The 23,551-nt window shown below is 64.3% G+C and carries 22 protein-coding genes; 18 read left to right on the forward strand and 4 right to left on the reverse strand.

The annotated features are described in order from the left end of the window. Window positions 1–132: 132 nt before the first annotated feature. Together AB7531_RS31200 and AB7531_RS31205 are read right to left on the reverse strand one after the other, a co-directional pair. Window positions 133–375 carry a helix-turn-helix domain-containing protein gene (locus AB7531_RS31200; protein WP_063986544.1) on the reverse strand — a complete coding sequence of 81 codons (243 nt, stop codon included), beginning with the start codon at window positions 373–375 and terminating at the stop codon, window positions 133–135. Between the two features lie 11 nt (window positions 376–386). After that, window positions 387–953 (reverse strand): DUF2975 domain-containing protein, encoded by a 567-nt coding sequence (locus tag AB7531_RS31205; protein ID WP_063984524.1) that lies wholly within the window; start codon window positions 951–953, stop codon window positions 387–389. A gap of 138 nt (window positions 954–1,091) precedes the next feature. Between AB7531_RS31205 and AB7531_RS31210 the strand changes: the two genes are divergently transcribed. Further along, window positions 1,092–1,529, forward strand: a complete 438-nt coding sequence (locus AB7531_RS31210) for a DUF2147 domain-containing protein (protein ID WP_084795231.1) — start codon at window positions 1,092–1,094, stop codon at window positions 1,527–1,529. A 194-nt stretch (window positions 1,530–1,723) separates the two neighbouring features. Further along, complete coding sequence (locus AB7531_RS31215) at window positions 1,724–2,167, forward strand: SRPBCC family protein (protein WP_063984525.1); 444 nt, start codon at window positions 1,724–1,726, stop codon at window positions 2,165–2,167. Between the two features lie 169 nt (window positions 2,168–2,336). On the opposite strand, the gene AB7531_RS31220 is transcribed toward AB7531_RS31215, so the two are convergent. Then, window positions 2,337–3,668 carry an Hsp70 family protein gene (locus AB7531_RS31220; RefSeq protein WP_063984526.1) on the reverse strand — a complete coding sequence of 444 codons (1,332 nt, stop codon included), beginning with the start codon at window positions 3,666–3,668 and terminating at the stop codon, window positions 2,337–2,339. 347 nt (window positions 3,669–4,015) lie between these two features. Here AB7531_RS31220 and AB7531_RS31225 point away from each other — a divergent pair, with 347 nt between their 5' ends. The 14 genes from AB7531_RS31225 to AB7531_RS31290 all read left to right on the forward strand — a co-directional run bounded on the left by AB7531_RS31225 (window position 4,016) and on the right by AB7531_RS31290 (window position 20,205). Next, complete coding sequence (locus AB7531_RS31225) at window positions 4,016–4,153, forward strand: hypothetical protein (RefSeq protein WP_166098301.1); 138 nt, start codon at window positions 4,016–4,018, stop codon at window positions 4,151–4,153. Between the two features lie 245 nt (window positions 4,154–4,398). After that, window positions 4,399–5,691: an oxalate/formate MFS antiporter gene (gene oxlT, locus AB7531_RS31230; RefSeq protein ID WP_063984527.1), complete on the forward strand. Its 1,293-nt coding sequence runs from the start codon at window positions 4,399–4,401 to the stop codon at window positions 5,689–5,691. A gap of 263 nt (window positions 5,692–5,954) precedes the next feature. After that, the gene (oxlT, locus tag AB7531_RS31235) at window positions 5,955–7,292 is read left to right on the forward strand and encodes an oxalate/formate MFS antiporter (protein ID WP_063984528.1); all 1,338 of its coding nucleotides are present in this window, start codon (window positions 5,955–5,957) and stop codon (window positions 7,290–7,292) included. 179 nt (window positions 7,293–7,471) lie between these two features. Beyond that, window positions 7,472–7,900 carry a CBS domain-containing protein gene (locus AB7531_RS31240; protein WP_063984529.1) on the forward strand — a complete coding sequence of 143 codons (429 nt, stop codon included), beginning with the start codon at window positions 7,472–7,474 and terminating at the stop codon, window positions 7,898–7,900. A 98-nt stretch (window positions 7,901–7,998) separates the two neighbouring features. Then, window positions 7,999–9,018, forward strand: a complete 1,020-nt coding sequence (locus AB7531_RS31245) for a 2-dehydropantoate 2-reductase (protein ID WP_063984530.1) — start codon at window positions 7,999–8,001, stop codon at window positions 9,016–9,018. A gap of 11 nt (window positions 9,019–9,029) precedes the next feature. Beyond that, the gene (locus tag AB7531_RS31250; protein ID WP_063986546.1) at window positions 9,030–9,803 is read left to right on the forward strand and encodes a fumarylacetoacetate hydrolase family protein; all 774 of its coding nucleotides are present in this window, start codon (window positions 9,030–9,032) and stop codon (window positions 9,801–9,803) included. Window positions 9,804–10,418: 615 nt separating this feature from the next. Next, window positions 10,419–11,825 carry a hypothetical protein gene (locus AB7531_RS31255; RefSeq protein WP_231144476.1) on the forward strand — a complete coding sequence of 469 codons (1,407 nt, stop codon included), beginning with the start codon at window positions 10,419–10,421 and terminating at the stop codon, window positions 11,823–11,825. A 271-nt stretch (window positions 11,826–12,096) separates the two neighbouring features. Next, window positions 12,097–12,300, forward strand: a complete 204-nt coding sequence (locus AB7531_RS31260) for a hypothetical protein (protein ID WP_063984531.1) — start codon at window positions 12,097–12,099, stop codon at window positions 12,298–12,300. 60 nt (window positions 12,301–12,360) lie between these two features. Next, window positions 12,361–13,011, forward strand: a complete 651-nt coding sequence (locus AB7531_RS31265) for a hypothetical protein (protein WP_063984532.1) — start codon at window positions 12,361–12,363, stop codon at window positions 13,009–13,011. A 183-nt stretch (window positions 13,012–13,194) separates the two neighbouring features. Continuing rightward, window positions 13,195–13,755, forward strand: a complete 561-nt coding sequence (locus AB7531_RS31270) for a hypothetical protein (RefSeq protein WP_187387764.1) — start codon at window positions 13,195–13,197, stop codon at window positions 13,753–13,755. Between the two features lie 271 nt (window positions 13,756–14,026). Next, a complete protein-coding gene (locus AB7531_RS31275; RefSeq protein WP_063984534.1) occupies window positions 14,027–15,022 on the forward strand; it encodes an NAD(P)H-dependent flavin oxidoreductase in 996 nt (331 codons plus the stop codon). 25 nt (window positions 15,023–15,047) lie between these two features. Then, entirely contained in the window at window positions 15,048–16,016 is a 969-nt protein-coding gene (locus AB7531_RS31280; RefSeq protein WP_063984535.1) for a quinone oxidoreductase family protein, read from the forward strand. A gap of 256 nt (window positions 16,017–16,272) precedes the next feature. Further along, on the forward strand, window positions 16,273–17,646 hold the full coding sequence (locus AB7531_RS31285; RefSeq protein WP_063984536.1) for a cation-efflux pump: 1,374 nt from the start codon (window positions 16,273–16,275) through the stop codon (window positions 17,644–17,646). A 228-nt stretch (window positions 17,647–17,874) separates the two neighbouring features. Continuing rightward, on the forward strand, window positions 17,875–20,205 hold the full coding sequence (locus tag AB7531_RS31290) for a PAS domain-containing sensor histidine kinase (RefSeq protein ID WP_063984537.1): 2,331 nt from the start codon (window positions 17,875–17,877) through the stop codon (window positions 20,203–20,205). Window positions 20,206–20,393: 188 nt separating this feature from the next. Here AB7531_RS31290 and AB7531_RS31295 read toward each other — a convergent pair whose 3' ends face one another. Then, the gene (locus tag AB7531_RS31295) at window positions 20,394–21,287 is read right to left on the reverse strand and encodes a LysR family transcriptional regulator (RefSeq protein WP_014496684.1); all 894 of its coding nucleotides are present in this window, start codon (window positions 21,285–21,287) and stop codon (window positions 20,394–20,396) included. Between the two features lie 224 nt (window positions 21,288–21,511). Here AB7531_RS31295 and AB7531_RS31300 point away from each other — a divergent pair, with 224 nt between their 5' ends. Together AB7531_RS31300 and AB7531_RS31305 are read left to right on the forward strand one after the other, a co-directional pair. Continuing rightward, window positions 21,512–21,988: a formate dehydrogenase subunit gamma gene (locus tag AB7531_RS31300; protein WP_014496685.1), complete on the forward strand. Its 477-nt coding sequence runs from the start codon at window positions 21,512–21,514 to the stop codon at window positions 21,986–21,988. Beyond that, the gene (locus tag AB7531_RS31305) at window positions 21,985–23,541 is read left to right on the forward strand and encodes a formate dehydrogenase beta subunit (RefSeq protein WP_063984538.1); all 1,557 of its coding nucleotides are present in this window, start codon (window positions 21,985–21,987) and stop codon (window positions 23,539–23,541) included. Before AB7531_RS31300 ends, AB7531_RS31305 begins: the two co-directional genes overlap by 4 nt. Window positions 23,542–23,551: the final 10 nt, after the last annotated feature.

Below are 23,551 nucleotides of genomic sequence, written 5' to 3' on the forward strand. Positions count from 1 at the left end.
CGCGAGGTAGAGCTCGCACCAGGCGAGCTCGATTCAAGTGAGCGCGCAAACGCGCCAACCGTTGCACATGGAGGACGTGTTTCAGGTTCTCGTGTGCAGCACGAAGGCGGACAAGGCACGCCAGGTGTAAGCTCAGCTCCCCTCGCCTGCATCCTCATCGCGGCCCTCCTCGCCTGCGACATATTCGAGGATGTCTCCGGGCTGACAATCGAGCTCGCGGCAGATCGCGGCCAGGGTCGAGAAGCGCATCGCCCTCGCCTTGCCCGTTTTCAGGACCGACAGGTTCTGGATGGAAATGCCGATTGCGTCGGCGAGGTCCCCGAGGCGGCGCTTCCGCTTCGCAAGCATGACATCGAGGTTCACGACGATCGGCACAAGCATTCACCTCAGATCGTCAGCTCGTTTTCGGACTGCAGCAGGATGGCGTGCTCGATGACGAATTTCAGCGCCATCAGGAACATCCCGCCCGCGATCGTGCCGATGTCGACGTTGTAGGACGGCAGGAAGAACTTGACGTCGCCGATCTCGTGCAAGGCATAAGCCACCGCGTTGCTGGTGATCAGGTCGATGAACGGCCAGATCACCAGAATGATCCCCATCCACCACACACCCTGAAGCGTCTCGGACGCGAAGATCCGGCCGCGTGCGAATCGGTGCACCATACGGTGCAGGATGCCGATCAACACGGCGAAGAACGAGAGCTGAAGCGCAAATAGCGTCCAGAACAACAGCTGTCCCGGGCGCGACATCTCGAGCGGATTGGCGACAAGGCCTGCGCATTTCACCTGGTCGGGACCAAGGCTCGCCGCGATCGAGGCGGAGGCGGTCGTGCTCCGGAGATAGGCGAGCCACACCACCACCGGCAGTGCCGCCCAGATCGCCCAGAACGCAAGATCGAGACGCCGGAACCAGCTCTGCCGGGCCTCACGTACCGATATCTCCACCACACCCATCTCCAAGCACTCCGCAATTTCCAGGCAACCACCCTCCCCCAATATGCATGTTCCGCACAATTGACTCAACCTTAAGCGCGATATATTGATCGTTTATCATGAAATATTTCATGACAATTGGTCCAATATGGAGCCCCCATGCGTTCCACCCTCGTCCGGCACCTGCTCGCAGCGCTGTTGTCCATCTCCCCGCTTGGAAACGCTGAAGCCGCAACGGCCAGCGGTCCCGCTGGTGTCTGGCTGACACAGTCTGGCGACGCGAGGATCAAGGTGAGCCGTTGCGGCAATGCGCTATGCGGCCGGGTCGTCTGGCTGAAGGAGCCGATCGATAAGAAGACGGGCAAGGCGCAGCTCGACGACCATAACGCCGATCCTGCATTGCGCGGCCGGAAGATCGTCGGCATCTCCCTGTTCATCGACATGCAGGCTGCCGGCGAAAATAAATGGTCGGGCAGGATCTATAATGCCGACGACGGAAAGACCTATGCGAGCACCGTCAGCTTGCTGCCATCCGGCAGTCTCAACGTCCGGGGCTGCATGGGAACGTTGTGCGCGGGTGAAGACTGGACGCGGTGAGCGGCAAACCGATCCAAAACAACGTCCAAGATAAGTTCCAAGACGAACAAAAACAGCATCAAGGGCCGCCGGTTTCGGCGGCCCCCGTTTATCTGCAATGCCATGTCGGATCGGCGGCGTCCCGGTCGTCCTTGAGACATGAATGGGCCGTAGACGCCAAGGTCGGGCCCATCGATGCAAGAGGATGAAAGAACATGCCCAGCACTGTACGTCTGCACCGCGTTCTCTCGACCAGTCCGGAGAAAGTCTATCGCGCCTTCCTCGAGGCGGATGCGCTGGCGAAATGGCTTCCGCCGAACGGCTTTACCTGCACCGTCCATCACCTCGAGCCCAAGGTCGGGGGCACGTTCAAGATGTCGTTCCGAAATTTCACGACGGGCAACAGCCACGCCTTCGGCGGCGAATATCTCGAGCTCGTCGCGGGCGAACGTCTCCGCTACACCGACAAGTTCGACGACCCCAATCTGCCCGGCGAAATCCAGGTGACCGTGACGCTGAAGAAGGTCTCGGTCGGCACCGAGGTCGACATCACCCAGGCCGGCATCCCTGACGTCATCCCGCCGGAGGCCTGCTATCTCGGCTGGCAGGAATCGCTGCGAAGCCTCGCAAGGCTCGTGGAGCCGGAGATCAATCAGTAGCGGCGAAATCAGTATCGTAGGGTGGGTAAAGCGCAGCGTGCCCACCGATGCTCTCTCAACCTCGGAAAGATGGTGGGCACGTCGCTCCGCGCCTTTGCCCACCCTACGGCACTGATGACAGCTCTCCGTCGTCATTGCGAGCAGCCAAGCAATGGCGGCTGTTGCTGGGCTACGCGCCCGCCTTCGGCGTAATCCCACCGCTTGCGGTCCAGCGATCGGGATCGGGACTGTGTCCAATCAGCGCGAGGCCGTAGGCGATCGACTCGAACTGGTCGCCCGACATCAGCCGTTCGTTGCCGAACCGGTCGGCGAACAGCTTTCTGACGGCCGGAACGAAGGAAGTCCCGCCGGTCAAGAACACCTTCTCCACCTCGCGCGCGGTGATGCCCGCTTCGCTTAGCACCTTGTCGACGGTGGCAGCCAGCCGGGCGATGTCGTCGGCAATCCAGGATTCAAAATTCTTCCGTGTGATGGTCGCACCGATGTCGACGCCGCCCCCCTTGAAGCGGAAGTCCACCTCGTCCCGCGCCGACAGCGCGACCTTGGCGTCGGATACCGCGCGGTAGAGCGAAAAGCCGAGGTCGAGATCGACGATGGTGATGAAATCTTCAAGGAGCTTCGGCTTCAGCGCGCTGCGCGCAAGCTCCCGGAGCTCGCGCAGATCGCCATTGCTCTTCATCATCGCGAGCTGATGCCAGCGCGCGAGGTTGGTATAGTGGCCGGTGGGGACCGGCAGCACCTTGTCGAACGAGCGGAAGCTGGACCCCTTGCCCAGCCGCGGCGAGACGACGTGGTCGACGATGCGGTAATCGAACGTGTCGCCCGCAATCCCGATGCCGGCGTGTCCAAGCGGCTCCGCACGCAAGGCACCACCCACGCGCGAGAAACGCATCACGGAGAAATCGCTGGTGCCGCCGCCGAAATCCGCAACCAGGACGGTGGCATCGCGCTCCAGCCGTCGGGCGAAGGAGAACGCCGCGCCCACGGGCTCGTAGACATAGCGCGCGTGGCCGGCGCCGAGGCGTTCGAACGCGGCCCGATAGCGCTGCATCGCCAGCGCTTCGTCGGGATTGCCGCCGGCGAACCGCACCGGGCGGCCGACCGTGATGTTGGACGTCTCGAAGCCGAACTTTTCGCCGCCATGGCGCGCCAGCGTGCGCAGGAACGCCGCCAGAATGTCCTCGAACTTGAAGCGCTGCCGAAACACTTGCGTGGTGTTGAAGCTGGAGCTCGCCGCAAACGTCTTGAACGACTGCAGGAAGCGGTAGACGTGGCGGCCTTCGAGGAACGTCTCGATGGCCCATGGACCGCCTTCGGCCTGGGCGCCGGCGCCCGGCCGATCCTCCCAGAAGCACAGCGCCGAGACGTAGACGCTGTGGCGCTGGCCGCCGTGATCGAAGCGGATGGCCTCGACCCGGCGATCGTCCGCCGCGATCGCGACGACCGTGTTGCTGGTCCCAAAATCGATGCCGATCGAGACGGCGGGCGAGGCGCTCGACATGAACCACTCTGACAGTTGATTGGAAAAGGGGGCAGACCACTAACGGCTTTGGCTGGGCCTGCCAAGACCTTGAATGTTGCGGTGCGGTTGGATTTGGAACCCGCGCGCCGCTCTGTCCGCGCTCTTTTGCCTCCGTAATGGGGGCCTTTTGGGGCCGATCTCGCAACTCCAGCAGCCCGGCTGGCAATTTTGAGCTCGGTTCGGTCCCTTTAACGGATCATTATGCTGCAATGCGGGAGCATGCATGCTGCTATGCAATGGCATGCATGGACACTGGCATCTGGTATACGTAGATTGCCCTTCGAAATGAGACAGCATCACTGACCGTCTCGAGAAAGGGAATTCAGATGTCCAAGACCGCTTCCGTCGCGCTCGCCCCCTCCGCCTCGCTGTTCACCCGCTTCCTGGCTGCGGTCGATCGCTTCCTGATGGCGAGCGCCGAGATTTCGAATCACAACGGCGACCTGCCCCGCTTCGGCCTGTAAGCAGCGCCTCCCGCGCGGCAAGCGCGACGCGCCGGTTTCAGAACCGTCCACATACTACTTTTGATGAATGGCCCCGCAGGACGGGGCCATTTCTATTTGCGTTGTCCCGAGTCACAGCCGCAACCGATGAAGGTCCTGCGGCATTTGCGCACGGTGACCGGACCAGCGCTTGAACCTTGGCATAATGAATACAAGAATGCCTCTCCAGCGCTCGCAGAAAAATTAGAGGCGCCACGGGAGGCTTTATGACGGACATGGTGCAGGCAACGGTTCCAACCGCCGCGCGGGTTAGCGACACGTATCGCTGGGCGCAATTGGCGGTCGGTGTAGCGGCGATGGTGATGATCGCCAATTATCAATACGGCTGGACGTTCTTCGTCCCCGACATCCAGAAAAAGTTCGGCTGGGATCGCGCCTCGATCCAATGGGCCTTTACGCTCTTCGTACTGTTCGAGACATGGCTGGTGCCGGTCGAAGGATGGTTCGTCGACAAATACGGCCCGCGCATCGTCGTGCTCGTCGGCGGCGTGCTCTGCGCCATCGGTTGGGCGATCAATGCGCAAGCCACCACGCTCAACGGCTTCTATCTCGGCATGATCATCGCGGGCATCGGCGCCGGCGGCGTCTACGGCACCTGCGTCGGCAATGCGCTGAAATGGTTTCCCGACAAGCGCGGTCTTGCTGCCGGCATCACGGCGGCCGGTTTCGGCGCGGGCTCCGCGCTCACGGTTGCGCCGATTCAGGCCATGATCAAGGACAGCGGATTCCAGACCACCTTCCTGTATTTCGGGCTCGGCCAGGGCATCATCATCTGCATCCTCGCCTTCTTCCTCTACGCGCCGAAGGCCGGACAGGTGCCTCCCGTTGTGCAGAACGCTGCGTTGCAACAGACCCGCCGCAACTATCAGCCGACCGAAGTGCTGCGCCAGCCGATCTTCTGGCTGATGTACTTCATGTTCGTGATCGTCGGCGCCGGCGGCCTGATGGTGACGGCGAACCTGAAGCCGATCGCAGTCGACTGGAAGGTCGACAGCGTTCCGGTGACGCTGATGGCGGTGACGATGACCGCGGTGACGTTCGCAGCCACGATTGACCGCGTGCTCAACGGCCTGACGCGTCCGTTCTTTGGCTGGATCTCCGACATGATCGGCCGCGAGAACACGATGTTCATCGCCTTCGGCATGGAAGGGTTCGGCATCTGGATGCTCTATCTCTGGGGACACGACCCGCTCTGGTTCGTGCTGCTGTCGGGCTTCGTGTTCTTCGCCTGGGGTGAGATCTACTCGCTGTTCCCCTCGACCTGCACCGACACGTTCGGCGCCAAGTTCGCGACCACCAATGCGGGCCTGCTCTACACCGCAAAGGGTACCGCCGCGCTGCTTGTCCCGATCGCCAACTACATGCAGCAATCGTCGGGCACGTGGGACAGCGTGTTCATCATCGCGGCCGGCGCCAACATCCTGGCTTCGCTGCTGGCGATCATGGTGCTCAAGCCCTGGCGCAAGGTCGTGGTCGCGAAATCGACCGCCGCCGCCTGACGCGCGCCACCACATCTAAACCAAGCACGACGCCCGGCCTCACGGCCGGGCGTTTTCGTTTTTTCAGAACCCGTCCTGGCTACCGCTGACCTGAAGGGAACCGTGCACTTTTCTTGCGCTGCGTCACAAGATTGGGCTTGCCTTCTGGAATATGGTATACCAATGTCCCCGCCGCGCTTGCGACGATAAGCCACAATATTTGCGACACTGGGTCATCTTGCAATCCCAGGTCGCATTCAATCAGGCGCGTTGGGAGGTTATTGATGATTTCCAGCACGGACGGCGCCGTCACAGCTGCGCCTCTTCGCACCGGTTTCCGTTGGTTCCAACTCGCCATGGGCATCGTCTGCATGGCGATGATCGCCAATCTGCAATACGGCTGGACGTTGTTCGTCGATCCGATTGACGCCAAGTATCATTGGGGCCGCGCGGCGATCCAGCTCGCTTTCACCATCTTCGTCGTCACCGAGACCTGGCTGGTGCCGATCGAGGCCTGGTTCGTCGACAAATACGGTCCGCGCATCGTCGTCATGTTCGGCGGCGTCATGATCGCGCTGTCCTGGGTGCTCAACTCCTACGCTGACTCGCTCACCCTGCTCTACGCCGCCGCGGTCGTCGGCGGCATGGGCGCCGGCGCGGTGTACGGCACCTGCGTCGGCAACGCGCTGAAATGGTTCCCCGATCGCCGCGGTCTCGCCGCCGGTGCGACCGCTGCCGGCTTCGGCGCGGGCGCCGCGCTCACCATTGTGCCGATCGCGACCATGATCGTAACGAGCGGCTACCAGCACGCGTTCCTCACCTTCGGCATCGGCCAGGGCCTGATCGTGTTCGTGCTCGCCTTCTTCATCCAGCCGCCGCGGATCTCGATCCCGCCGAAGAAGAAGCAGCTCAATCTGCCGCAGACCAAGATCGACTTCACCCCGCCGCAGGTGCTGCGCACCCCTATTTTCTGGGTGATGTATCTCGTTTTCGTCATGGTCGCCTCCGGCGGCCTGATGACCGCGGCGCAGATCGGCCCGATCGCGCACGACTTCAAGATCGCCGACACGCCGGTGACGCTCGCGGGCTTCCAGATGGCGGCATTGACGTTCGCGATCTCGCTCGACCGCATCTTCGACGGTTTCGGACGTCCCTTCTTCGGCTGGGTCTCCGACACGATCGGCCGCGAGCACACCATGTTCATCGCGTTCGGCACCGCGGCGGTAATGCTGCTGACGCTGTCGGCCTATGGAAACATACCGATCGTGTTCGTGCTCGCGACCGCGGTGTACTTCGGCGTGTTCGGCGAAATCTACTCGCTGTTCCCTGCGACCTGCGGCGACACCTTCGGTTCGAAATACGCAACCACCAACAACGGCATGCTCTACACCGCGAAAGGCACGGCATCCCTGCTCGTCCCGCTCGCCAGCGTGATCTCGGCAACGTACGGCTGGAAGGCCGTGTTCGTGGTCGCGGTGGCGCTGAACGCGACGGCGGCGCTGACGGCGCTGTTCGTGATCAAGCCGCTGCGCCGCTCCTTCATCCTCGGCAAGGAAGCCGAGAGCGCCAACGCTGCGACCGGCACCGCCAAGACCGGCAACGCCAAGACCGAGACAGCGTAGCGACCACACGCCTTTCAATCGGTCGAAAGGGGCGCAGCGATGCGCCCCTTTTCCTTTTTGGCACGATGACAAACGTCAGTATTGCTGCCGCAAGAATTTTCGGATCAGCCAAATCGAATGCTTGACGATTGGCATTATGTATACCACACTTCCCCTGTCATTCACCTAGGGAGGTTGCAATGCTGGTCGGAGACATTCTGCGCAAGAAGACACCGCGCGTTGTCACGGTGCGAATGAACGAAACGGTGGGTATCGCCGCCAAGCTGATGCGCGCCAACAATATCAGCGCGCTGGTGGTCAAGGACGTGGTCCGCTCCGAAGGCAACACCGCGGTCGGCATGTTCACCGAGCGTGACGTGGTGCGCGCCGTCGCCGAGCATGGTGCCAACGCCATTAACGTCAAGGTCTCGCAGCTCGTGTCGGTGCAGCAGCTGGTGTCCTGCAGCTCCTCAGACACGATCGAGCACGTCCGGCATCTGATGAACCGCAATCACATCCGTCACCTGCCGGTCATCGACGATTACAGCCTCGTCTCCGTCATCAGCATGCGCGACATTGCTGCTGCCGTTGACGAAGCGATCAACGGCTCGCCGCAAGCAGCAGCTTAAAGCGTCACACTTCCCCTGCGACTGCCGGCCCCGGCTCGGACCTCTCCGAGCCGGACCGGATCTTTCGTCCCAAAATTCCGGACACCCGCGAGGATTTCATGAAGATCTGCATCTACGGCGCCGGCGCGATCGGCGGATATCTCGGGGTTCAGCTCGCACGCGCTGGCGCCGACGTCAGCCTGGTCGCGCGCGGCGCCCACCTTGCCGCGATGCGCGAGCGCGGGCTGACCCTGCTCGCGGGCGAGGAGAAGCACACCGTGCATCCGCGCTGCACCGACGATCCCGCCGAGCTCGGCGTGCAGGACTACATCATCATCACGCTGAAGGCGCATTCGATCACCGGCGTGATCGAGAAGATGCAGCCGCTGCTCGGGCCGCACACCCGCATCGTCACCGCCGTCAACGGCATCCCCTATTGGTATTTCTACAAGCACGGCGGCCAATACGAGAATTCGACGCTGGAGAGCATCGACCCCGGCGGACGGCAGTGGCGCGAGATCGGCGCCGAGCGCGCCATCGGCTGCATCGTCTATCCCGCCACCGAGATCGAAGCGCCCGGCGTGATCCGCCACGTCTACGGCAACAATTTCCCGCTCGGCGAGCCCTCCGGCGAAATCACCTCGGACGTGCAGCGCCTCGCCGATCTCTTCGTCGCCGCCGGGCTGAAAGCGCCGGTGCTTGATCGCATCCGCGACGAGATCTGGCTGAAACTCTGGGGCAATGTCTGCTTCAACCCGATCAGCGCACTGACCCATGCAACGCTCGACGTGATCTGCACCGATCCCTCCACGCGTGCGCTGTCGCGCGCGATCATGGTGGAGACGCAAGGCATCGCCGAGACGTTTGGCGTCAAATTCCGCGTCGACGTCGAGCGCCGCATCGAGGGCGCCCGCAAGGTCGGCGCGCACAAGACCTCGATGCTGCAGGATCTCGAGCGCGGCCGTCCGATGGAGATCGACCCGCTCGTCACCGTGGTGCAGGAGATGGGCCGCCTCACCGGCATCGCCACGCCCGCGCTCGACTCGGTGCTGGCGATGGTGACCCAGCGTGCCCGAATCGCCGGCCTCTATGACGGCGTCTCCGCGCCTGCCGATCCCCGTGCACTGGCGGTGGCGTGATGGCGGGCGAGATGAAACAATGGCTGCGCTTCCGCCATGCCGGTGCGACCGGTTTCGGCACCCTGACGCAATCAGGCATCAGCGTGCATGAGGGCGAGATGTTCGGCCGCCATGCAGCCACGGGCAAGACTCTGGCGCTGTCGGAGGTCGAGCTGCTCGCGCCTTGCACACCCAGCAAGATCGTCGCGCTCTGGAATAATTTCCACGCGCTCGCCGCCAAGCTGAACCAGCCCGAGCCGCCGGAGCCGCTCTATCTGTTGAAGGCGACCACCACCATCACGACGCCGGGCGCCGTGATCCGCCGTCCCTCTTATTACGACGGCAAGACCACCTATGAGGGCGAGCTTGGCATCGTCATCGGCAGGACCTGCGCCCGTGTCTCGCCGGCCGAGGCGGACAGTTTCATCTTCGGCTACACCTGCGTCAACGACATCACCGCCAACGACATCCTGACCAGCGATCCCACTTTCCCGCAATGGGCCCGTGCCAAGGGCATCGATGATTACGGCCCGTTCGGCCCCGTCATCGCAACCGGCCTCGATCCGGCCAAGCTCACCGTGCGCACCATCCTCAACGGGGCGGAGCGGCAGAATTATCCGATCTCGGACATGATCTTCACCGCGCAGGAGCTGGTCAGCAAAATCTCCCACGACATGACCCTGCTTCCCGGCGACCTCATCGCCGTCGGCACCTCGGTCGGCGTCGGGGTGATGAAGGAGCCGGTGAATACAGTGACCGTCGCGATCGACGGCATCGGCGAGCTCACCAACGAGTTTCGGCTGTAACTCGCTGCGTCATTCCTAGGCCGCAAATCCATCGTGGGCCCGGAATGAAGGCTCGCCGGCCATTTGCGCCGCAGCCCGACAAAAATTGATCCTGCGCAAATCGGCGGTCGCGGCTGCCGCTATCCTTCCCGGCAACAGATCGATTTCTGATGCAAGGGAGGATGTCATGTCGAATGCCAGTAATGCACTTCTCTGGGCGGCTCTGTACTTCGCTCTCTCGTTCGCTGCGATCTTCGTGGTCTGGTTCGCCGACAAGATGCGCACGAACTTCCTCGGGAAATGATAGCCCGAGGCTCGCCGGCTCGCGCCGACGCCTGCTGCTAGCCTCCCCGAAAGGGGCCCACGCAGTGCCGTAGCCCGGATGGAGCGAAGCCTAATCCGGGACGGGCGTTTCTGCGCGCGCAGACCGCGGATTGCGCTTTGCTCCATCCGGGCTTACAGGCCTTGCCCCGCTCCCCGGGAAAACCTGGCACCCTGCTCTCCGCCAATCGACTGACGCAACCAGCAGTGGATCGCGCGACCGGAAACATCTGGCAACCCCGCCCGCCCCTTGATCTCGGTTCCGCTCTCCAATAGCAACTATGGCGAGAATGTGTCCCGGGTGGGGAAGTCACGATGTGGCTGTTTTTCGTGGTTGCCTGGTTTGTCCTGCTAGCCGCCATCGCGATCCTCGCCCAGCAGGCGTTTGGTTATGACGTCGCGCACTTGCCCGCCCTGTTTGCGGACCTGCCTATGCCGCAGCGTCTCGCAACCGGCGCGATCGTGACGCTCGGGCTGGCGCTGATCGGCGCCCCCGCCTGGCGGCTCTCGCGTCAGGACCGGCGCCTCAATACCCTGCGCGACCGCCTCAAGAAGACCCGCGAGGATGTCGTCGTCGCCCACGCCCTGCAAAACCACCTCGACGCCACCGTCCAGCACCTGATCGAAAGCGATCCCCGCGAGGCCGTCTCCGCCCTCCATGACAAGCTCGGCGAGACTGAGCAGCGCGCCCTGCTCCAGCAGGGCCGCAACGAATCCACCGACATGCACGACCAGCTCGCCGAGATCCGCCGGCGCCAGCAGGGGGTGCGAGAGATGGTGGGAAAGGTCGCCGATCAGCGGCGCGCGGTCGAGCCTGTTTTCACCGAGATCCGCGACCGCCAGAACCAGCTCGAACGCTCCCTGCTCGACCTCGAGACCGACGACCGCAAGAACAACCTCGCCGACCGCCTGAAAGATGTTGCGCGCGACGTATCGGCGCTGCTGTCACGGGTGAACGCGGTCCAGGACACTTTCGTGACCCTCAGCCAGTACAAGGAAGATCTGGCGAAATCCCATGCCGAGCTGGTCCCGCTGCGCTCGTCGGACGCCGGCATCAATGCCCTGATCGGCGAGCTCGGCCTCAGCCATGACCGCCTGGCCAAGAGCATCGACGAACTCGAGACCGGCGGCGAGGCGCCGCTCGACACTCGCGTCGAGACGCTCTCGAAGAACAAGATCGAGATCGCGCAGCGCCTCGCCCGCATCGACGACAGCTTCAACATCCTGAAAGCGATCCGGCTCGATTTCGAGGAGCTCGGCCAGCGCCAGGCCCTGCTCGAACGCTCGCTCGCCGACGTCGAAACCGACCCCGACGGCAAGACCCTCGTCGACCGCCAGAACGCGCTGAACGATTTCGTCCTCCAGTCGCGCCAGCGCCTCGGCGTGTTGCAGGAGACGCTGGCGACGCTGAACGCGTTCAAGACGGAGCTGTCGAAGTCGCAGGCCGACCTCGTTCCGCTGAAGGCGCCGGTGTTCGGCATCGAGGCCCTGATCGCGGAGGTCGGCACCACCCGCGATCTTCTTGCGAAAACCGTCGGCGAGATCGAGGCGAACGGCGACGTCACCCTCGCCTCACGCGTCGATGCCCTCGCCAGGAGCAAGCGCGAGGTCGAAGACCGCCTCGCCCGCATCTTTGACAATTTCAACGCGCTCGATGCCTTGCGCAAGGACATCGGCGGCATCTTCTCGACGATCCGGAACAGCTTGAACAGGATCGGGTGAGAGACGCGTAGCAGCAGCGTAGGATGGGTAGAGCGCAGCGAAACCCATCATCGCTCCCCGCGCAGATGGCCGATGGGTTTCGCTGCGCTCTACCCATCCTACCGACCAGGCCGCGCAGCCCGAAACATCCAGACACATCACATCCCTGTACACCCGATCAATGCCGCCAACATGTCCCGCGGGTGCCGCAACTTGGACGCATTCGGCCGCCTTCTATGAGGCGTGTCTGGGGGCACGGCCGTGCCGTGTTTGGACCAAACCTTCTAGGGGTATGACTGTGAAGAAAATTGTAATTGCTCTGGGTGCGACGCTTGCTCTGGTGACGGCTGCGAACGCTGCGGATCTGCCGCGTCGCCAGCCCGTTCCCGTCTATCCTGCGGAGCAGGCGCCGATCGGCAAGATGCCGATTGGCAAGAGCCCGATTGGAAAGGCCCCGATCGGCAAGGCGCCCGGCCCGGTCGCTGCGCGCTACTGACGCGCAACGGAAATACGCGCAAGAAATCTGCGTAAGCGGCCGGTAGTCGAGGGGCACAACGTGACGAACACATCTGATCGATCGGGATCCTGCATCCTCGCGGGATTCGCTCTCGCGGCGATGCTCGCCTGCACCACCCCCTCGGCCTCGGCCCACGAAGCGAACAAGCGCGTTGCCGACGCCAATGCGCTTGCTACGACCGACTCCGCATCACGACCGGCGCCGCAATCGACGCGGCGCCCCGTCGCGCGCGCAGAGAAAGGTCCCTACTACGTCGACTTCCGCGCGCGGACGGCGGCGAGCTGGGGCCATGCGTTCGTCTGGTATGGCAAGACCAGCGAGCGCGCCGTCGAAGTCGCGGGCCTCACGCCCGCCGGCGACACCTGGGCTTATGTGCTCGGTCACCTCACCTGGGTGCCAGCCGAAACCGGCGCGAGCTACGGCGATCTCGATCCGGACTATCTGACCGCGAACTACCGCGTCTATCTGAGCGAAGCCGACGCCAAGCGCGTCTTCGCCTATATCAAGAAATTGCAGGCGAGCTCGCCGGTCTGGAACGCTGAGACCACCAACTGCACCGGCTTCATCGGCGACATCGCCGAGTTCATGGGCCTGCAGGTCCCCTACCGCTGGCAGCGCCCGGAAAAATTCGTCAACAGCCTCAAGGAAATGAACGGCGGCCGCCAGATGGTGCGGCTGTCGGCGGAGTAGCCGTTATTCGCCTTTGACATGATTGGCGAGCATTCCTCGACAGTGCTATTGTAGGTGGTGAGCAGGCGCTTCGGGAAAGCGTCTGGCGTAGCGTAATCAAAACTCAATCGAGGCAAGACCGAGGACTATAAGCAACGCGCCCAGGTGCCGCTCATCCGTTCCACAACCTTCACGGAGGTCGAGATGGCTAACAATCAGACGGGCTCAAGTGCTGACCGGTTGAAGCATCCATTTCTCGAAAAGCTCGGCGCGATACCGGCCGCAGCCGAGGGCCTCTTCGCATACAGCGCGAAGATCGTATGCGGCAAGCAATCCGAGGCAAGCTGCTGTTGTGTCGCCGGCGCCCGGCCGGGCGTGTATGCGACCGAGGTCAACATTCAAAATCTCAACCTGGTGACGGCACCGGTTCTGAAGTTCGTCGTGCCCTTGATCAACTCGGGCGCTGTTGTTGCGCGTGAACCCGACGTCGCCGATCCGACCACGTTCGCTGCACGTCAGGTAGAGGTCATCAAGCTTCCTCCGTTGGGGGCGACGATGGATGATTGCTGCCGTATCGCAGAGATGCTGCTGGGCGCGACCCCGAGCGGAGACACCGCGCTCACCATCGCTATCTTGACGATTGTCAGCCAATTCGAACTGTCTGTCTCCGTCGTCTACACCGCGAACCCTCTGAGCGGAGACGGCATCAGCATCGACGTCGAGTATATTCCATCGCGACTCCTGCGGCTTCGTGGCCAAGGTTGACGCGGGATCCAGTTGGCGCTCGGCCTTCCGGGCACCCTTGGAGCAGCACCTTTGCTACCTCTCCGCCGTCGCCCCTTTTCGTCAGGACGACGGCAGGAGAATACGCCAAGCGCCCCGCACCAAAATTATCCGCCCCACGGAATCCCCTCACGCCTCGCATGATCGCCCCGCCCCCACCGCACGGCGGCGCAATAGACATTTCCCGACCCCGGCGGCATCCTGCCGCCATCAACCGATAACAGAGCGCCACGCGAGGCGGGGGAAACAGATCATGCTGCAGACACGGTTCACAAAGCTCGTCGGCGTCGAGCACCCGATCGTCCAGGGCGGCATGCAATGGGTCGGACGCGCCGAGCTGGTCGCCGCGGTCGCGAACGCCGGCGCGCTCGGCTTCATCACGGCGCTGACCCAGCCGACCCCGGAAGACCTGACCAAGGAGATCGCGCGCTGCCGCGACCTCACCGACAAGCCCTTTGGCGTCAACCTCACCATCCTGCCCGCGATCAAGCCGCCGCCCTACGCCGAATACCGCGCCGCCATCATCGAGGCCGGCATCACCGTGGTCGAGACCGCCGGCAACAAGCCGCAGGAGCATGTCGACGAGTTCAGGAGGCATGGCGTCAAGATCGTGCACAAATGCACCAGCGTCCGCCACGCGCTCTCGGCCGAGCGCATGGGCGTCGACGCCATCTCGATCGACGGGTTCGAATGCGCCGGCCACCCCGGCGAGGACGACACCCCCGGCCTGATCCTGATCCCGGCCGCCGCCAACAAGATCAAGATCCCGATGATCGCCTCGGGCGGCTTTGCCGATGCCCGCGGCCTCGTCGCCGCCCTGGCGCTCGGCGCCGAGGGCATCAACATGGGCACCCGCTTCATGGCTACCAAGGAAAGCCCGATCCACCAGCTCATCAAGGAGAAGATCGTCGCCAATGACGAGCGCGAGACCGAGCTGATCTTCCGCACCATGCGCAACACCTCGCGCGTTGCCAAAAACGACATCTCGACCAAGGTCGTCGCCATGGAGAAGGAAGGTGCGAAGTTCGAGGACATCCGCGAGCTGGTTGCGGGCGCCCGTGGTAAGATGGTCTATGCGACCGGCAATTCGGACGAAGGCATCTGGTCGGCGGGCCAGGTGCAGGGCCTGATCCAGGACATCCCGAGCTGCGCCGAGCTGATCTCCCGCATCGTGCGCGAGGCCGAAGCCATCATTCGCAGCCGGCTCGAAGGCATGATCGCTCATCCGAGCGCACAAGCCGCTGAATAATCACTGCAAGAAGCGAGAGTAATTCATGAAGGCTTATGTCTACGGCCCTGACGGCGCTCAGATTTCCGACGTCGCTCAACCAAAGCCTAAGGGCACGCAGGTGCTGGTCCGCGTCCGCGCCTGCGGGCTGAACCGCGCCGACACCGGCATGCGCAAGGGCCACGCCCACGGCGCCGCCGGCGGTGCCGGCACCGTGCTCGGCATGGAATGGGCCGGCGAGGTCGCCGAGCTCGGACCGGATGCCAAGGGCGTGAAGGTCGGCGACCGCATCATGGGCTCGGGCGGCGCGGCGTTCGCCGAATACACCCTGGCCGATCACGGCCGGCTGTTCCGCGCGCCCTCGAACATGAACTTCGAGGAAGCCGCCACCCTGCCCGTCGCGCTCGCGACCATGCACAACGCGGTCGTCACCGTTGGCGGCGTTCAGCCCGGGCAAGCCGTGCTGATCCAGGGGGCGAGCTCCGGCGTCGGCCTGATGGCGATGCAGATCGCGCGGCTCAAGGGTGCCAAGCTCGTGATCGGCTCGTCGACCGATCCCTATCGCCGCGGCCGGCTCAGGGAGTATGGCGCCGACCTCGCCGTCGACTCCTCCGACCCCAAATGGGTGGACGAGGTGCTGAAGGCGACGAACGGCGAAGGCGTCGACCTCATCGTCGACCAGGTCTCGGGCAAGGTCGCGAGCCAGAACCTCGCCGCCACCAAGGTCAAGGGCCGCATCGTCAATGTCGGCCGGCTCGGCGGCACCCATGCCGACTTCAACTTCGACCTGCATGCCGCGCGCCGGATCGACTATGTCGGCGTCACCTTCCGCACCCGCACCATCGAGGAGGTCCGCGAGATCTTCGACGAGGTCCGCAAGGACATCTGGGGCGCGGTCGAGTCACGCAAGCTGCAGCTGCCGATCGACAAGGTCTATGCCTTCGCCGACATCGACAAGGCGTTCGAGCACATGGAGGCGAACAAGCATCTGGGGAAGATCGTCGTGACGCTGTGATCCCTGGCCGGGCGACGAGCGCGCGGTCTCGTAGGGTGGGCAAAGCGAAGCGTGCCCACCACAGCGGTTGATCAGGAGACACTCGTTGGTGGGCACGGCGCTACGCGCCTTTGCCCACCCTACGAGACTGAGCCGGTGGCATAAGCGAGCATTCAATTCGGAAGCATTCGCAATAGTTTCGCTCCTGCAACTCACTCGCGACTATAGCTGTGGATCGTCGCTTGATGTTCAGCCCTAGGCTGCTAAATCCCGGGCCATGAGCGCACAGCACAACAAGACCTCGGTCGCCGCAATCTCGATCTTCGCCAGCGGCGGCATGGCAGCGGCCAAGTTTGCGGTCGGGATCGCGATCGGCTCGCTGGCGCTGATTTCCGAGGCCCTGCATTCCTCGATCGACCTGGTCGCGACCATCATCACCTGGGCGGTGGTGCGGGTGTCCGACAAGCCGGCCGACGAAGAGCACCATTACGGCCACGGCAAGCTGGAGAGCATCTCCGCGCTCGGTGTCACCGCCCTGCTCTACGTGCTGGCCGGGGGCATCCTGGTCGAATCCTACAGCCGCCTGCGCGAGGGAACTCCGCCGCCGACCATCTCGGCCGTACCGTTCGTGGTGCTGGTGATCGACATCGTCGTGAACTTGTGGCGTGCCCGCGCCCTGCACCGCGCCGCACGGGAAACGCGCAGCCAGGCGCTCGCGGCGGACGCGCTGCATTTCGCCTCCGACGTACTCGGCTCGTTCGCCGTGATCATCGGCCTGATCCTGGCCGCCCTCGGCTTCTGGTGGGGCGACGCCGCGGCGGCCGCCGCCGTCGCCGTGATGATCGCCCTGCTCGGCCTGCGCATGGCCGGCTCGACCGTGCAGACGCTGGTCGATCGCGCCCCCGAGGGCGCGCAGGAGAAGGCCACGGCCGCGATCCTTGGCGTGCCCGGCGTGATCGACGTCGAGCGGCTGCGGCTGCGCATGGTGGGCGCGACCACGTTCATCGACACCATCGCGAAGGTGCCGCGAACCTATCCGATCGACCGCGTCGAGGAGATCAAGCGCAAGGCGCAGGCGGCGGTCGACAAGGCATTCGGCGACGCCGACCTTACCTTCACCGCCGTCCCCGTCGCGCGCGACAACGAGACCGTGCGCGACCGGATCATGGTCATCGCACACAATTCCGGCCTCGCCATCCACCACGTCACGGTGCACGACCTAGGCGCCAAGCTGATCGTCGGCATCGACCTCGAGGTCGACGCCGGGATGCAGCTCGACGCCGCCCATGACATCGCCAACACGCTGGAGCGCAGCATCCAGGAGGAGTTCGGCGCCGACGTCGAGGTGGACGTCCATATCGAACCATTGGAACCGGAACTGCCGTTCGGGGTCGATGCCGTGCCGGAACGGGTGCGGGCCATCGCCTCCGCCCTGACGGAATATGCCGCCGGCGGCGAGATCTACGACATCCACAATGTGCGTGTCCGCAACACCGACGCCGGCGAGATCGTCAATTTCCACTGCCGTGCCACGCCCTCGATGAGCGTGATCAAGGTGCACGAGCATGTCGACGCGATCGAGCGCGCGCTGCGCCGCGCGTTCCCGGGCGTGAAGCGCGTGATCAGCCACGCCGAGCCACCGCGGGCGTGACGCGAAATGTGCGGGGAGTCACACGTTCTCGTTTCGGACTCGCCACGCACGTAAGTTTGCGGACGCAAAATGCGCAAACTGCGCGTTGGATAAGAATAAATTCGCGTTAACGATTCGTTGACTCTCGACAGCCTGCGAAAACTGGATTCAAATCGGTCATGATTCGGAAGCGACGTGGGGCTGCTTCCGAACTCAAGTTGCAAGCAGGTTTTCCAGGGGGCAGAAGGCATGTCGCGTGCAGACGCCGCGAACGTGCGCGTCCAATCCGATTCAATCAAGGGATTGGCGCAATCGATCGCGAAACCTGCCTATCATCGGCTCCTGATCGCGGAGCCGGCGCTGCGCCGCGCCGTGCCGACGCTGATCATCGCCTTCCTGGTCACGATCTGTCTCGGCGCGTTCGTGCAGGTCGTCGATCAGACGCGCCAGAAGCGGCAGGTGCTCCGCCACGACATCTCGGCGCTGGCCGACCTGCTCGCTGAGCGGATCGATCGCCTGACCTCGTCGCGGCAGGAGCGGCTCAAGAACATCGAGAACCTGCCGACGCTGCTGCCCGATCTCATCCCGTCCTGGGGCACGGCCTCCGGCCGCCACGTCGTCGTCACCTCGGCCGGCGTCGATCGCCGCATCCTCGCCCGCATTCCGATCGACCGCGACCCCTCAGGCAACGACCGCCTGCTCGATGCGATCACCACGGCGCAACTGGTCGCGGCGCCGCCGCGCGACAACAACGTCTCCGACATGACGCTGCCGAACGGCAACGCCGCGATGGCGACCTCGCGGCAGATCAAGTCGCTGCCGGGCCTCGTCACCGTGATCCAGGAGCGCAACGAGCCGATCTGGGGCTCGGACGCCGCGCTCTCGGTGACGCTGTCGGCGACCACCGGCTTCGTCGTCCTGATCCTCGGCTTCGCCTTCCACTGGCAGTCGACGCGCGCCCGCGAGGGCGACCTCATCAACGACGCCGTGCGCGGCCGCATCGACACCGCGCTCAACCGCGGCCGCTGCGGCCTGTGGGACTGGGATCTGTCGCGCGGCCGGATCTTCTGGTCGCAGTCGATGTTTTCGATGCTCGGCCTCGACGGTCGCAACGAGCTCCTCACCTTCGGCGAGGTCAACGCGCTGGTGAAGTCCGACGACATCGACCTGTTCGAGATCGCCGACCAGCTCATCTCCGGGAAGATCGACCATATCGACCAGACCTTCCGCATGCAGCACGTCGACGGTCACTGGATCTGGCTCCGCGTCCGCTGCGAGAAGACGCACGGGGCGACCGATTCCAGCGTGCACCTGATCGGGATCGCCGTCGACATCACCGAGCAGAAGAGCCTCGCTGAACGCACCGTCGAAGCCGACCTCCGCCTGCGCGACGCCATCGAGACCATTCCGGAGGCCTTCGTGCTGTGGGACGCGAGCGACCGCCTCGTGCTCTGCAACTCGCACTTCCAGCGCCTGCACAAGCTGCCCGACAGCGCCGTCATCCCCGGCACCTCCTACGAGACCGTGCTCGAAGTCGGCCGCATGCCGGAGGTGCGCACCCGCCACAACGAGACGGCCAGCCAGGGTCCGGGCGCACGCACCTTCGAGGCGCAGCTCGACGACGGCAGCTGGCTGCACATCAGCGAGCGCCGCACCAAGGACGGCGGCTACGTCTCGGTCGGCACCGACATCACCCGCATCAAGGAGCACGAGCAGAAGCTGGTCGACAACGATCTGCGCCTGCGCGCCACCGTCATCGACCTGAAGCGCTCCCAGGCCGCGCTGGAGCGCCAGACCAACGAGCTCGCCGACCTCGCCGAGAAGTATCAGCGCGAGAAGACCCGCGCCGAGGAAGCCAACCAGACCAAGTCGAAATTCCTCGCCAATATGAGCCACGAGCTGCGCACGCCGCTCAACGCCATCATCGGCTTCTCCGAGATCATGGGCTCGGGCATGTTCGGCGAGCTCGGCTCGGAGAAGTACCAGGAATACTGCCAGGACATCCTGACCAGCGGCCATTACCTGCTCGAAGTCATCAACGACATCCTCGACATGTCCAAGATCGAAGCCGGCCGCATGAAGCTCGACATGGAAGAGCTCGACCTCGGACAGACGCTCGCGGAGTCCCTCCGTGTCGTCTCCGGCCGCGCGCAGGACAAGCATCTGACGCTCGACGCCGGGATCGAGAAATCGATCTCGGTCGTTGCCGACCGCCGCGCGACCAAGCAGATCATCGTCAACCTGCTCTCCAATGCGGTGAAGTTCACGCCCGACGGCGGACGCATCGTGGTGCGCAGCCGGCAGCTCGACGACAAGATCGTGCTGTTGATCGCCGACACCGGCATCGGGATCGCGCCGCATTCGCTGGCACGGCTCGGCCGCCCCTTCGAGCAGGTCGAAAGCCAGCTCACCAAGACCTATCACGGCTCCGGACTTGGACTTGCGATCGCGCGCTCGCTGGCGCAGCTCCACGGCGGCTCGATGCGGCTCCGCTCGAAGATCGACGTGGGCACCGTCGTCCGCGTGACCCTGCCGCGCGATGCGATCAAGGCGGCGTCCGGGATGTCGGCTGCGGCCTAGAGCATGGCGGGAAGCTCGCCTGCGGCCATCCTTCGAGACGCCCGCCTCCGGCGGGCCCTCAGGATGAGGGCGGAGTACGCGGCAGCTGTTTCAACGAACGCCGATACAACGGAGCCTCATCCTGAGGAGCCCGCGAAGCGGGCATCTCGAAGGACGAGGCGCTTGCTCGGGCCCTCCCGCTCTGGCCCCTACAGCTGCAGCGACGGCGCGACTTCGCGCGCGACGTTGACCAGCGCCGCGATCAGCGGCGTCATCGGATCGCGCTGCGGGATCACCATGCCGATGCTGTAATTGACATCAGGATCGGTGATCGGGATCGAGCGCACCGTATCGGACAGGCCGAGCGTCTCGGCAAGCTTGGCCGGCATCACGCTCGCCCAGCGCCCCGTCTTCACATGCGTGAACAGCACGAGCAGCGAGTTCGAGGTCAGGGTCGGCGTCGCCTCCGCGCCGACCGAGCGGAGCGCGCGATCGATGATGCGGCGGTTCTGCATGTCGGGCGTCAGCAGGCACAGCGGCACCTGGCCGACCTCCTTCCACGTCACCGTCTCGCGATCGCCGAACATTCCGTCCGGCGCGGTCAGCAGACGATAGCTCTCGTTGTAGAGCGGAATGGTGCGCACCTTGCCGATCGGCTCGTTCTCGATATAGGTCAGCCCCGCATCGACCTCGAGATTTTCGAGCAGCCCCAGCACCTCGGATGAGGTGGTGGACTGGATGCGGAAGCGCACCTCGGGATGCTTGGCGCGGAACGGCGTCGTCAGCTGGGCGACCATGCCGAGCACGGTCGGGATCGCCGCGATGCGGATTTCGCCGGAGAGCTGATGCTTCAGCCCGTTGATCTCGTCACGCATGGCGCGGGCATCGCCCACGATCCGCCGCGCCCAATCCAGCGCCCGCTCGCCCTCGGGGGTAAAACCCTGGAAGCGGGAGCCGCGCTGCACCAGCATCACGCCAAGGATCTCCTCGAGCTGCTTGAGCCCGGTCGACATCGTCGGTTGCGTCACGCCGCAGACTTCTGCAGCGCGTCCGAAATGCCGCTCCTTCGCCAGCGCCAGCAGCAGTTCAAGCTTGTCGATCAACCGGTCGTCCCCTCGGATGCCATCGTGGCATGCAAGCTAGCACGGCGGGTCATTACCAACACGGAAAAACCGGCAAGCGGAACGCGATTAATTGCATTTCCGTATCGTCCGATTGCACTTCCAAATCGATCGGAATTCGCAATCGCAGCATGAGACAGCTTTATTGATCTTCGAACGATTCCAAATAGTTTGCGATCAAGGGACGCTCAATCTGAGAACAAAGAATGACAGCGGTTTACGAGCCTTGGGACGAGACGCGCGGCGCCGAGATCATCGCCGAACATGCGAAGCAAGAGGGCGCGACGCTGGTCATCCTGCACGCCCTTCAGGAGGCGTTCGGCTATGTGCCGGAGGCGGCGATTCCCATGGTGGCGCAGGCGTTGAATCTGTCGCGCGCCGAGGTGCATGGCGTGTTCACATTCTACCATGATTTCAGGCACAAACCCGCCGGCCGCCATGTGCTGAAGCTTTGTCGCGCGGAAGCCTGTCAGGCTGCGGGGGGCGATGCTCTCGCCGCGCGCGCCGAAGCGAAGCTTGGCGTGCCCCTCGGCAAGACCACCGCCGATGATCGCGTCACGCTGGAGCCGATCTACTGCCTCGGGCTGTGCGCGACCGCACCGTCCGCCATGCTCGACGGCCGCCTCATTGGCCGGCTCGATGAGAAGCGCCTCGATGCACTGGTCGCGGAGGCACAGCGATGAGCATGCGTCTATTCGTCTCCCGCGACGCGGGTGCGATTGCGGTTGGCGCCGACGAGGTTGCGCTGGCGCTGGAGCAGGATGCGGCCAAGCGCGGCGTTGCAGTCGAGATCGTCAGGACTGGCTCGCGCGGCATGTACTGGCTGGAGCCGCTGGTCGAGGTCGCGACGCCGCAGGGCCGGATCGCGTTCGGCCCGGTCACCGAGGCCGATGTGCCCTCCCTGCTCGATGCCCTCGCCAGCAACACGCCGCATCTGCTGCGGCTGGGCGCAACCGAGGAGATCCCCTGGCTGAAGCGCCAGACCCGCCTCACCTTCGCCCGCTGCGGCGTGATCGATCCGCGCTCGCTCGACGACTACCGCGCCCATGACGGCTATAAGGGCCTCGAGCGCGCGCTGTCGCTCGGCTCGGATGCGATCCTCGCCGAGGTCACCGCATCCGGCCTGCGTGGCCGCGGCGGTGCGGGCTTCCCGACCGGCATCAAGTGGAAGACCGTCGCGCAAGCGAAGGCCGACCGCAAATTCATCGTCTGCAACGCCGACGAAGGCGACAGCGGCACCTTCGCCGACCGCATGATCATGGAAGGCGACCCCTTCCTGGTGATCGAGGGCATGACGACCGCCGGCATCACCGTCGGCGCGACCAAGGGCTACATCTACATCCGCAGCGAATACCCGCACGCAGTCGAAGCGATGAACGCGGCCATCAAGGCAGCAAAGCGCGGCGGCTATCTCGGCGACAAGATCGGCGGCTCCACCTACAGCTTCGATCTCGAAGTGCGGGTCGGCGCCGGCGCTTACGTTTGCGGCGAAGAGACCTCGCTGCTGGAAAGTCTCGAAGGCCGCCGCGGCCTGGTGCGCGCCAAGCCGCCGCTGCCCGCGCATCACGGCCTGTTCGGCAAGCCGACCGTCATCAACAACGTGCTGTCGTTCGCCGCGATCCCCTTCATTCTCGCCGAGGGCGCCAAGGCCTATGCCGATTTCGGCATGGGCCGCTCGCGCGGCACGATGCCGATCCAGCTCGCCGGCAACATCCGCCATGGCGGGCTGTTCGAGACCGCGTTCGGCGTGACGCTTGGCGAGCTCGTCGACGACATCGGCGGTGGCACGTTCACGGGCCGCCCGGTCCGCGCGGTGCAAGTCGGCGGCCCGCTCGGCGCCTATTTCCCGCGCGCGCTGTTCGACACCCCGTTCGACTACGAAGCCTTCGCCGCACGCGACGGCCTGATCGGCCATGGCGGCATCGTCGTGTTCGACGACAGCGTCGACATGCGCAGGCAGGCGCGCTTCGCCATGGAATTCTGCGCCATCGAATCCTGCGGCAAGTGCACGCCCTGCCGGATCGGCTCGACCCGTGGCGTCGAGACCATCGAAAAGATCATCCGCGGCGAGCGCGTGAGCGAAAATCTCGCGCTCGTCGAAGACCTCTGCAACACCATGAAATTCGGCTCGCTCTGCGCACTCGGGGGCTTCACGCCCTACCCCGTGCTCAGTGCATTGAAGCATTTCCGGGAAGATTTCATCCCGGCCCCGACCACGCTTCAGGCCGCGGAATAGGAGAACGACG

Source organism: Bradyrhizobium sp. 63_E2_N1_3, from assembly GCF_052076005.1.
GTDB classification, from domain to species: Bacteria; Pseudomonadota; Alphaproteobacteria; order Rhizobiales; family Xanthobacteraceae; genus Bradyrhizobium; species Bradyrhizobium barranii.

Coding starts and splice junctions, on each gene's coding strand:
- AB7531_RS31205 (WP_063984524.1), bottom strand. CDS start 953: ATGGGTGTGGTGGAGATATCGGTACGTGAGGCCCGGCAGAGCTGGTTC.
- AB7531_RS31210 (WP_084795231.1), top strand. CDS start 1,092: ATGCGTTCCACCCTCGTCCGGCACCTGCTCGCAGCGCTGTTGTCCATC.
- AB7531_RS31215 (WP_063984525.1), top strand. CDS start 1,724: ATGCCCAGCACTGTACGTCTGCACCGCGTTCTCTCGACCAGTCCGGAG.
- AB7531_RS31220 (WP_063984526.1), bottom strand. CDS start 3,668: ATGTCGAGCGCCTCGCCCGCCGTCTCGATCGGCATCGATTTTGGGACC.
- AB7531_RS31225 (WP_166098301.1), top strand. CDS start 4,016: ATGTCCAAGACCGCTTCCGTCGCGCTCGCCCCCTCCGCCTCGCTGTTC.
- oxlT (WP_063984527.1), top strand. CDS start 4,399: ATGACGGACATGGTGCAGGCAACGGTTCCAACCGCCGCGCGGGTTAGC.
- oxlT (WP_063984528.1), top strand. CDS start 5,955: ATGATTTCCAGCACGGACGGCGCCGTCACAGCTGCGCCTCTTCGCACC.
- AB7531_RS31240 (WP_063984529.1), top strand. CDS start 7,472: ATGCTGGTCGGAGACATTCTGCGCAAGAAGACACCGCGCGTTGTCACG.
- AB7531_RS31245 (WP_063984530.1), top strand. CDS start 7,999: ATGAAGATCTGCATCTACGGCGCCGGCGCGATCGGCGGATATCTCGGG.
- AB7531_RS31250 (WP_063986546.1), top strand. CDS start 9,030: ATGAAACAATGGCTGCGCTTCCGCCATGCCGGTGCGACCGGTTTCGGC.
- AB7531_RS31255 (WP_231144476.1), top strand. CDS start 10,419: ATGTGGCTGTTTTTCGTGGTTGCCTGGTTTGTCCTGCTAGCCGCCATC.
- AB7531_RS31260 (WP_063984531.1), top strand. CDS start 12,097: ATGACTGTGAAGAAAATTGTAATTGCTCTGGGTGCGACGCTTGCTCTG.
- AB7531_RS31270 (WP_187387764.1), top strand. CDS start 13,195: ATGGCTAACAATCAGACGGGCTCAAGTGCTGACCGGTTGAAGCATCCA.
- AB7531_RS31275 (WP_063984534.1), top strand. CDS start 14,027: ATGCTGCAGACACGGTTCACAAAGCTCGTCGGCGTCGAGCACCCGATC.
- AB7531_RS31280 (WP_063984535.1), top strand. CDS start 15,048: ATGAAGGCTTATGTCTACGGCCCTGACGGCGCTCAGATTTCCGACGTC.
- AB7531_RS31285 (WP_063984536.1), top strand. CDS start 16,273: ATGAGCGCACAGCACAACAAGACCTCGGTCGCCGCAATCTCGATCTTC.
- AB7531_RS31290 (WP_063984537.1), top strand. CDS start 17,875: ATGTCGCGTGCAGACGCCGCGAACGTGCGCGTCCAATCCGATTCAATC.
- AB7531_RS31300 (WP_014496685.1), top strand. CDS start 21,512: ATGACAGCGGTTTACGAGCCTTGGGACGAGACGCGCGGCGCCGAGATC.
- AB7531_RS31305 (WP_063984538.1), top strand. CDS start 21,985: ATGAGCATGCGTCTATTCGTCTCCCGCGACGCGGGTGCGATTGCGGTT.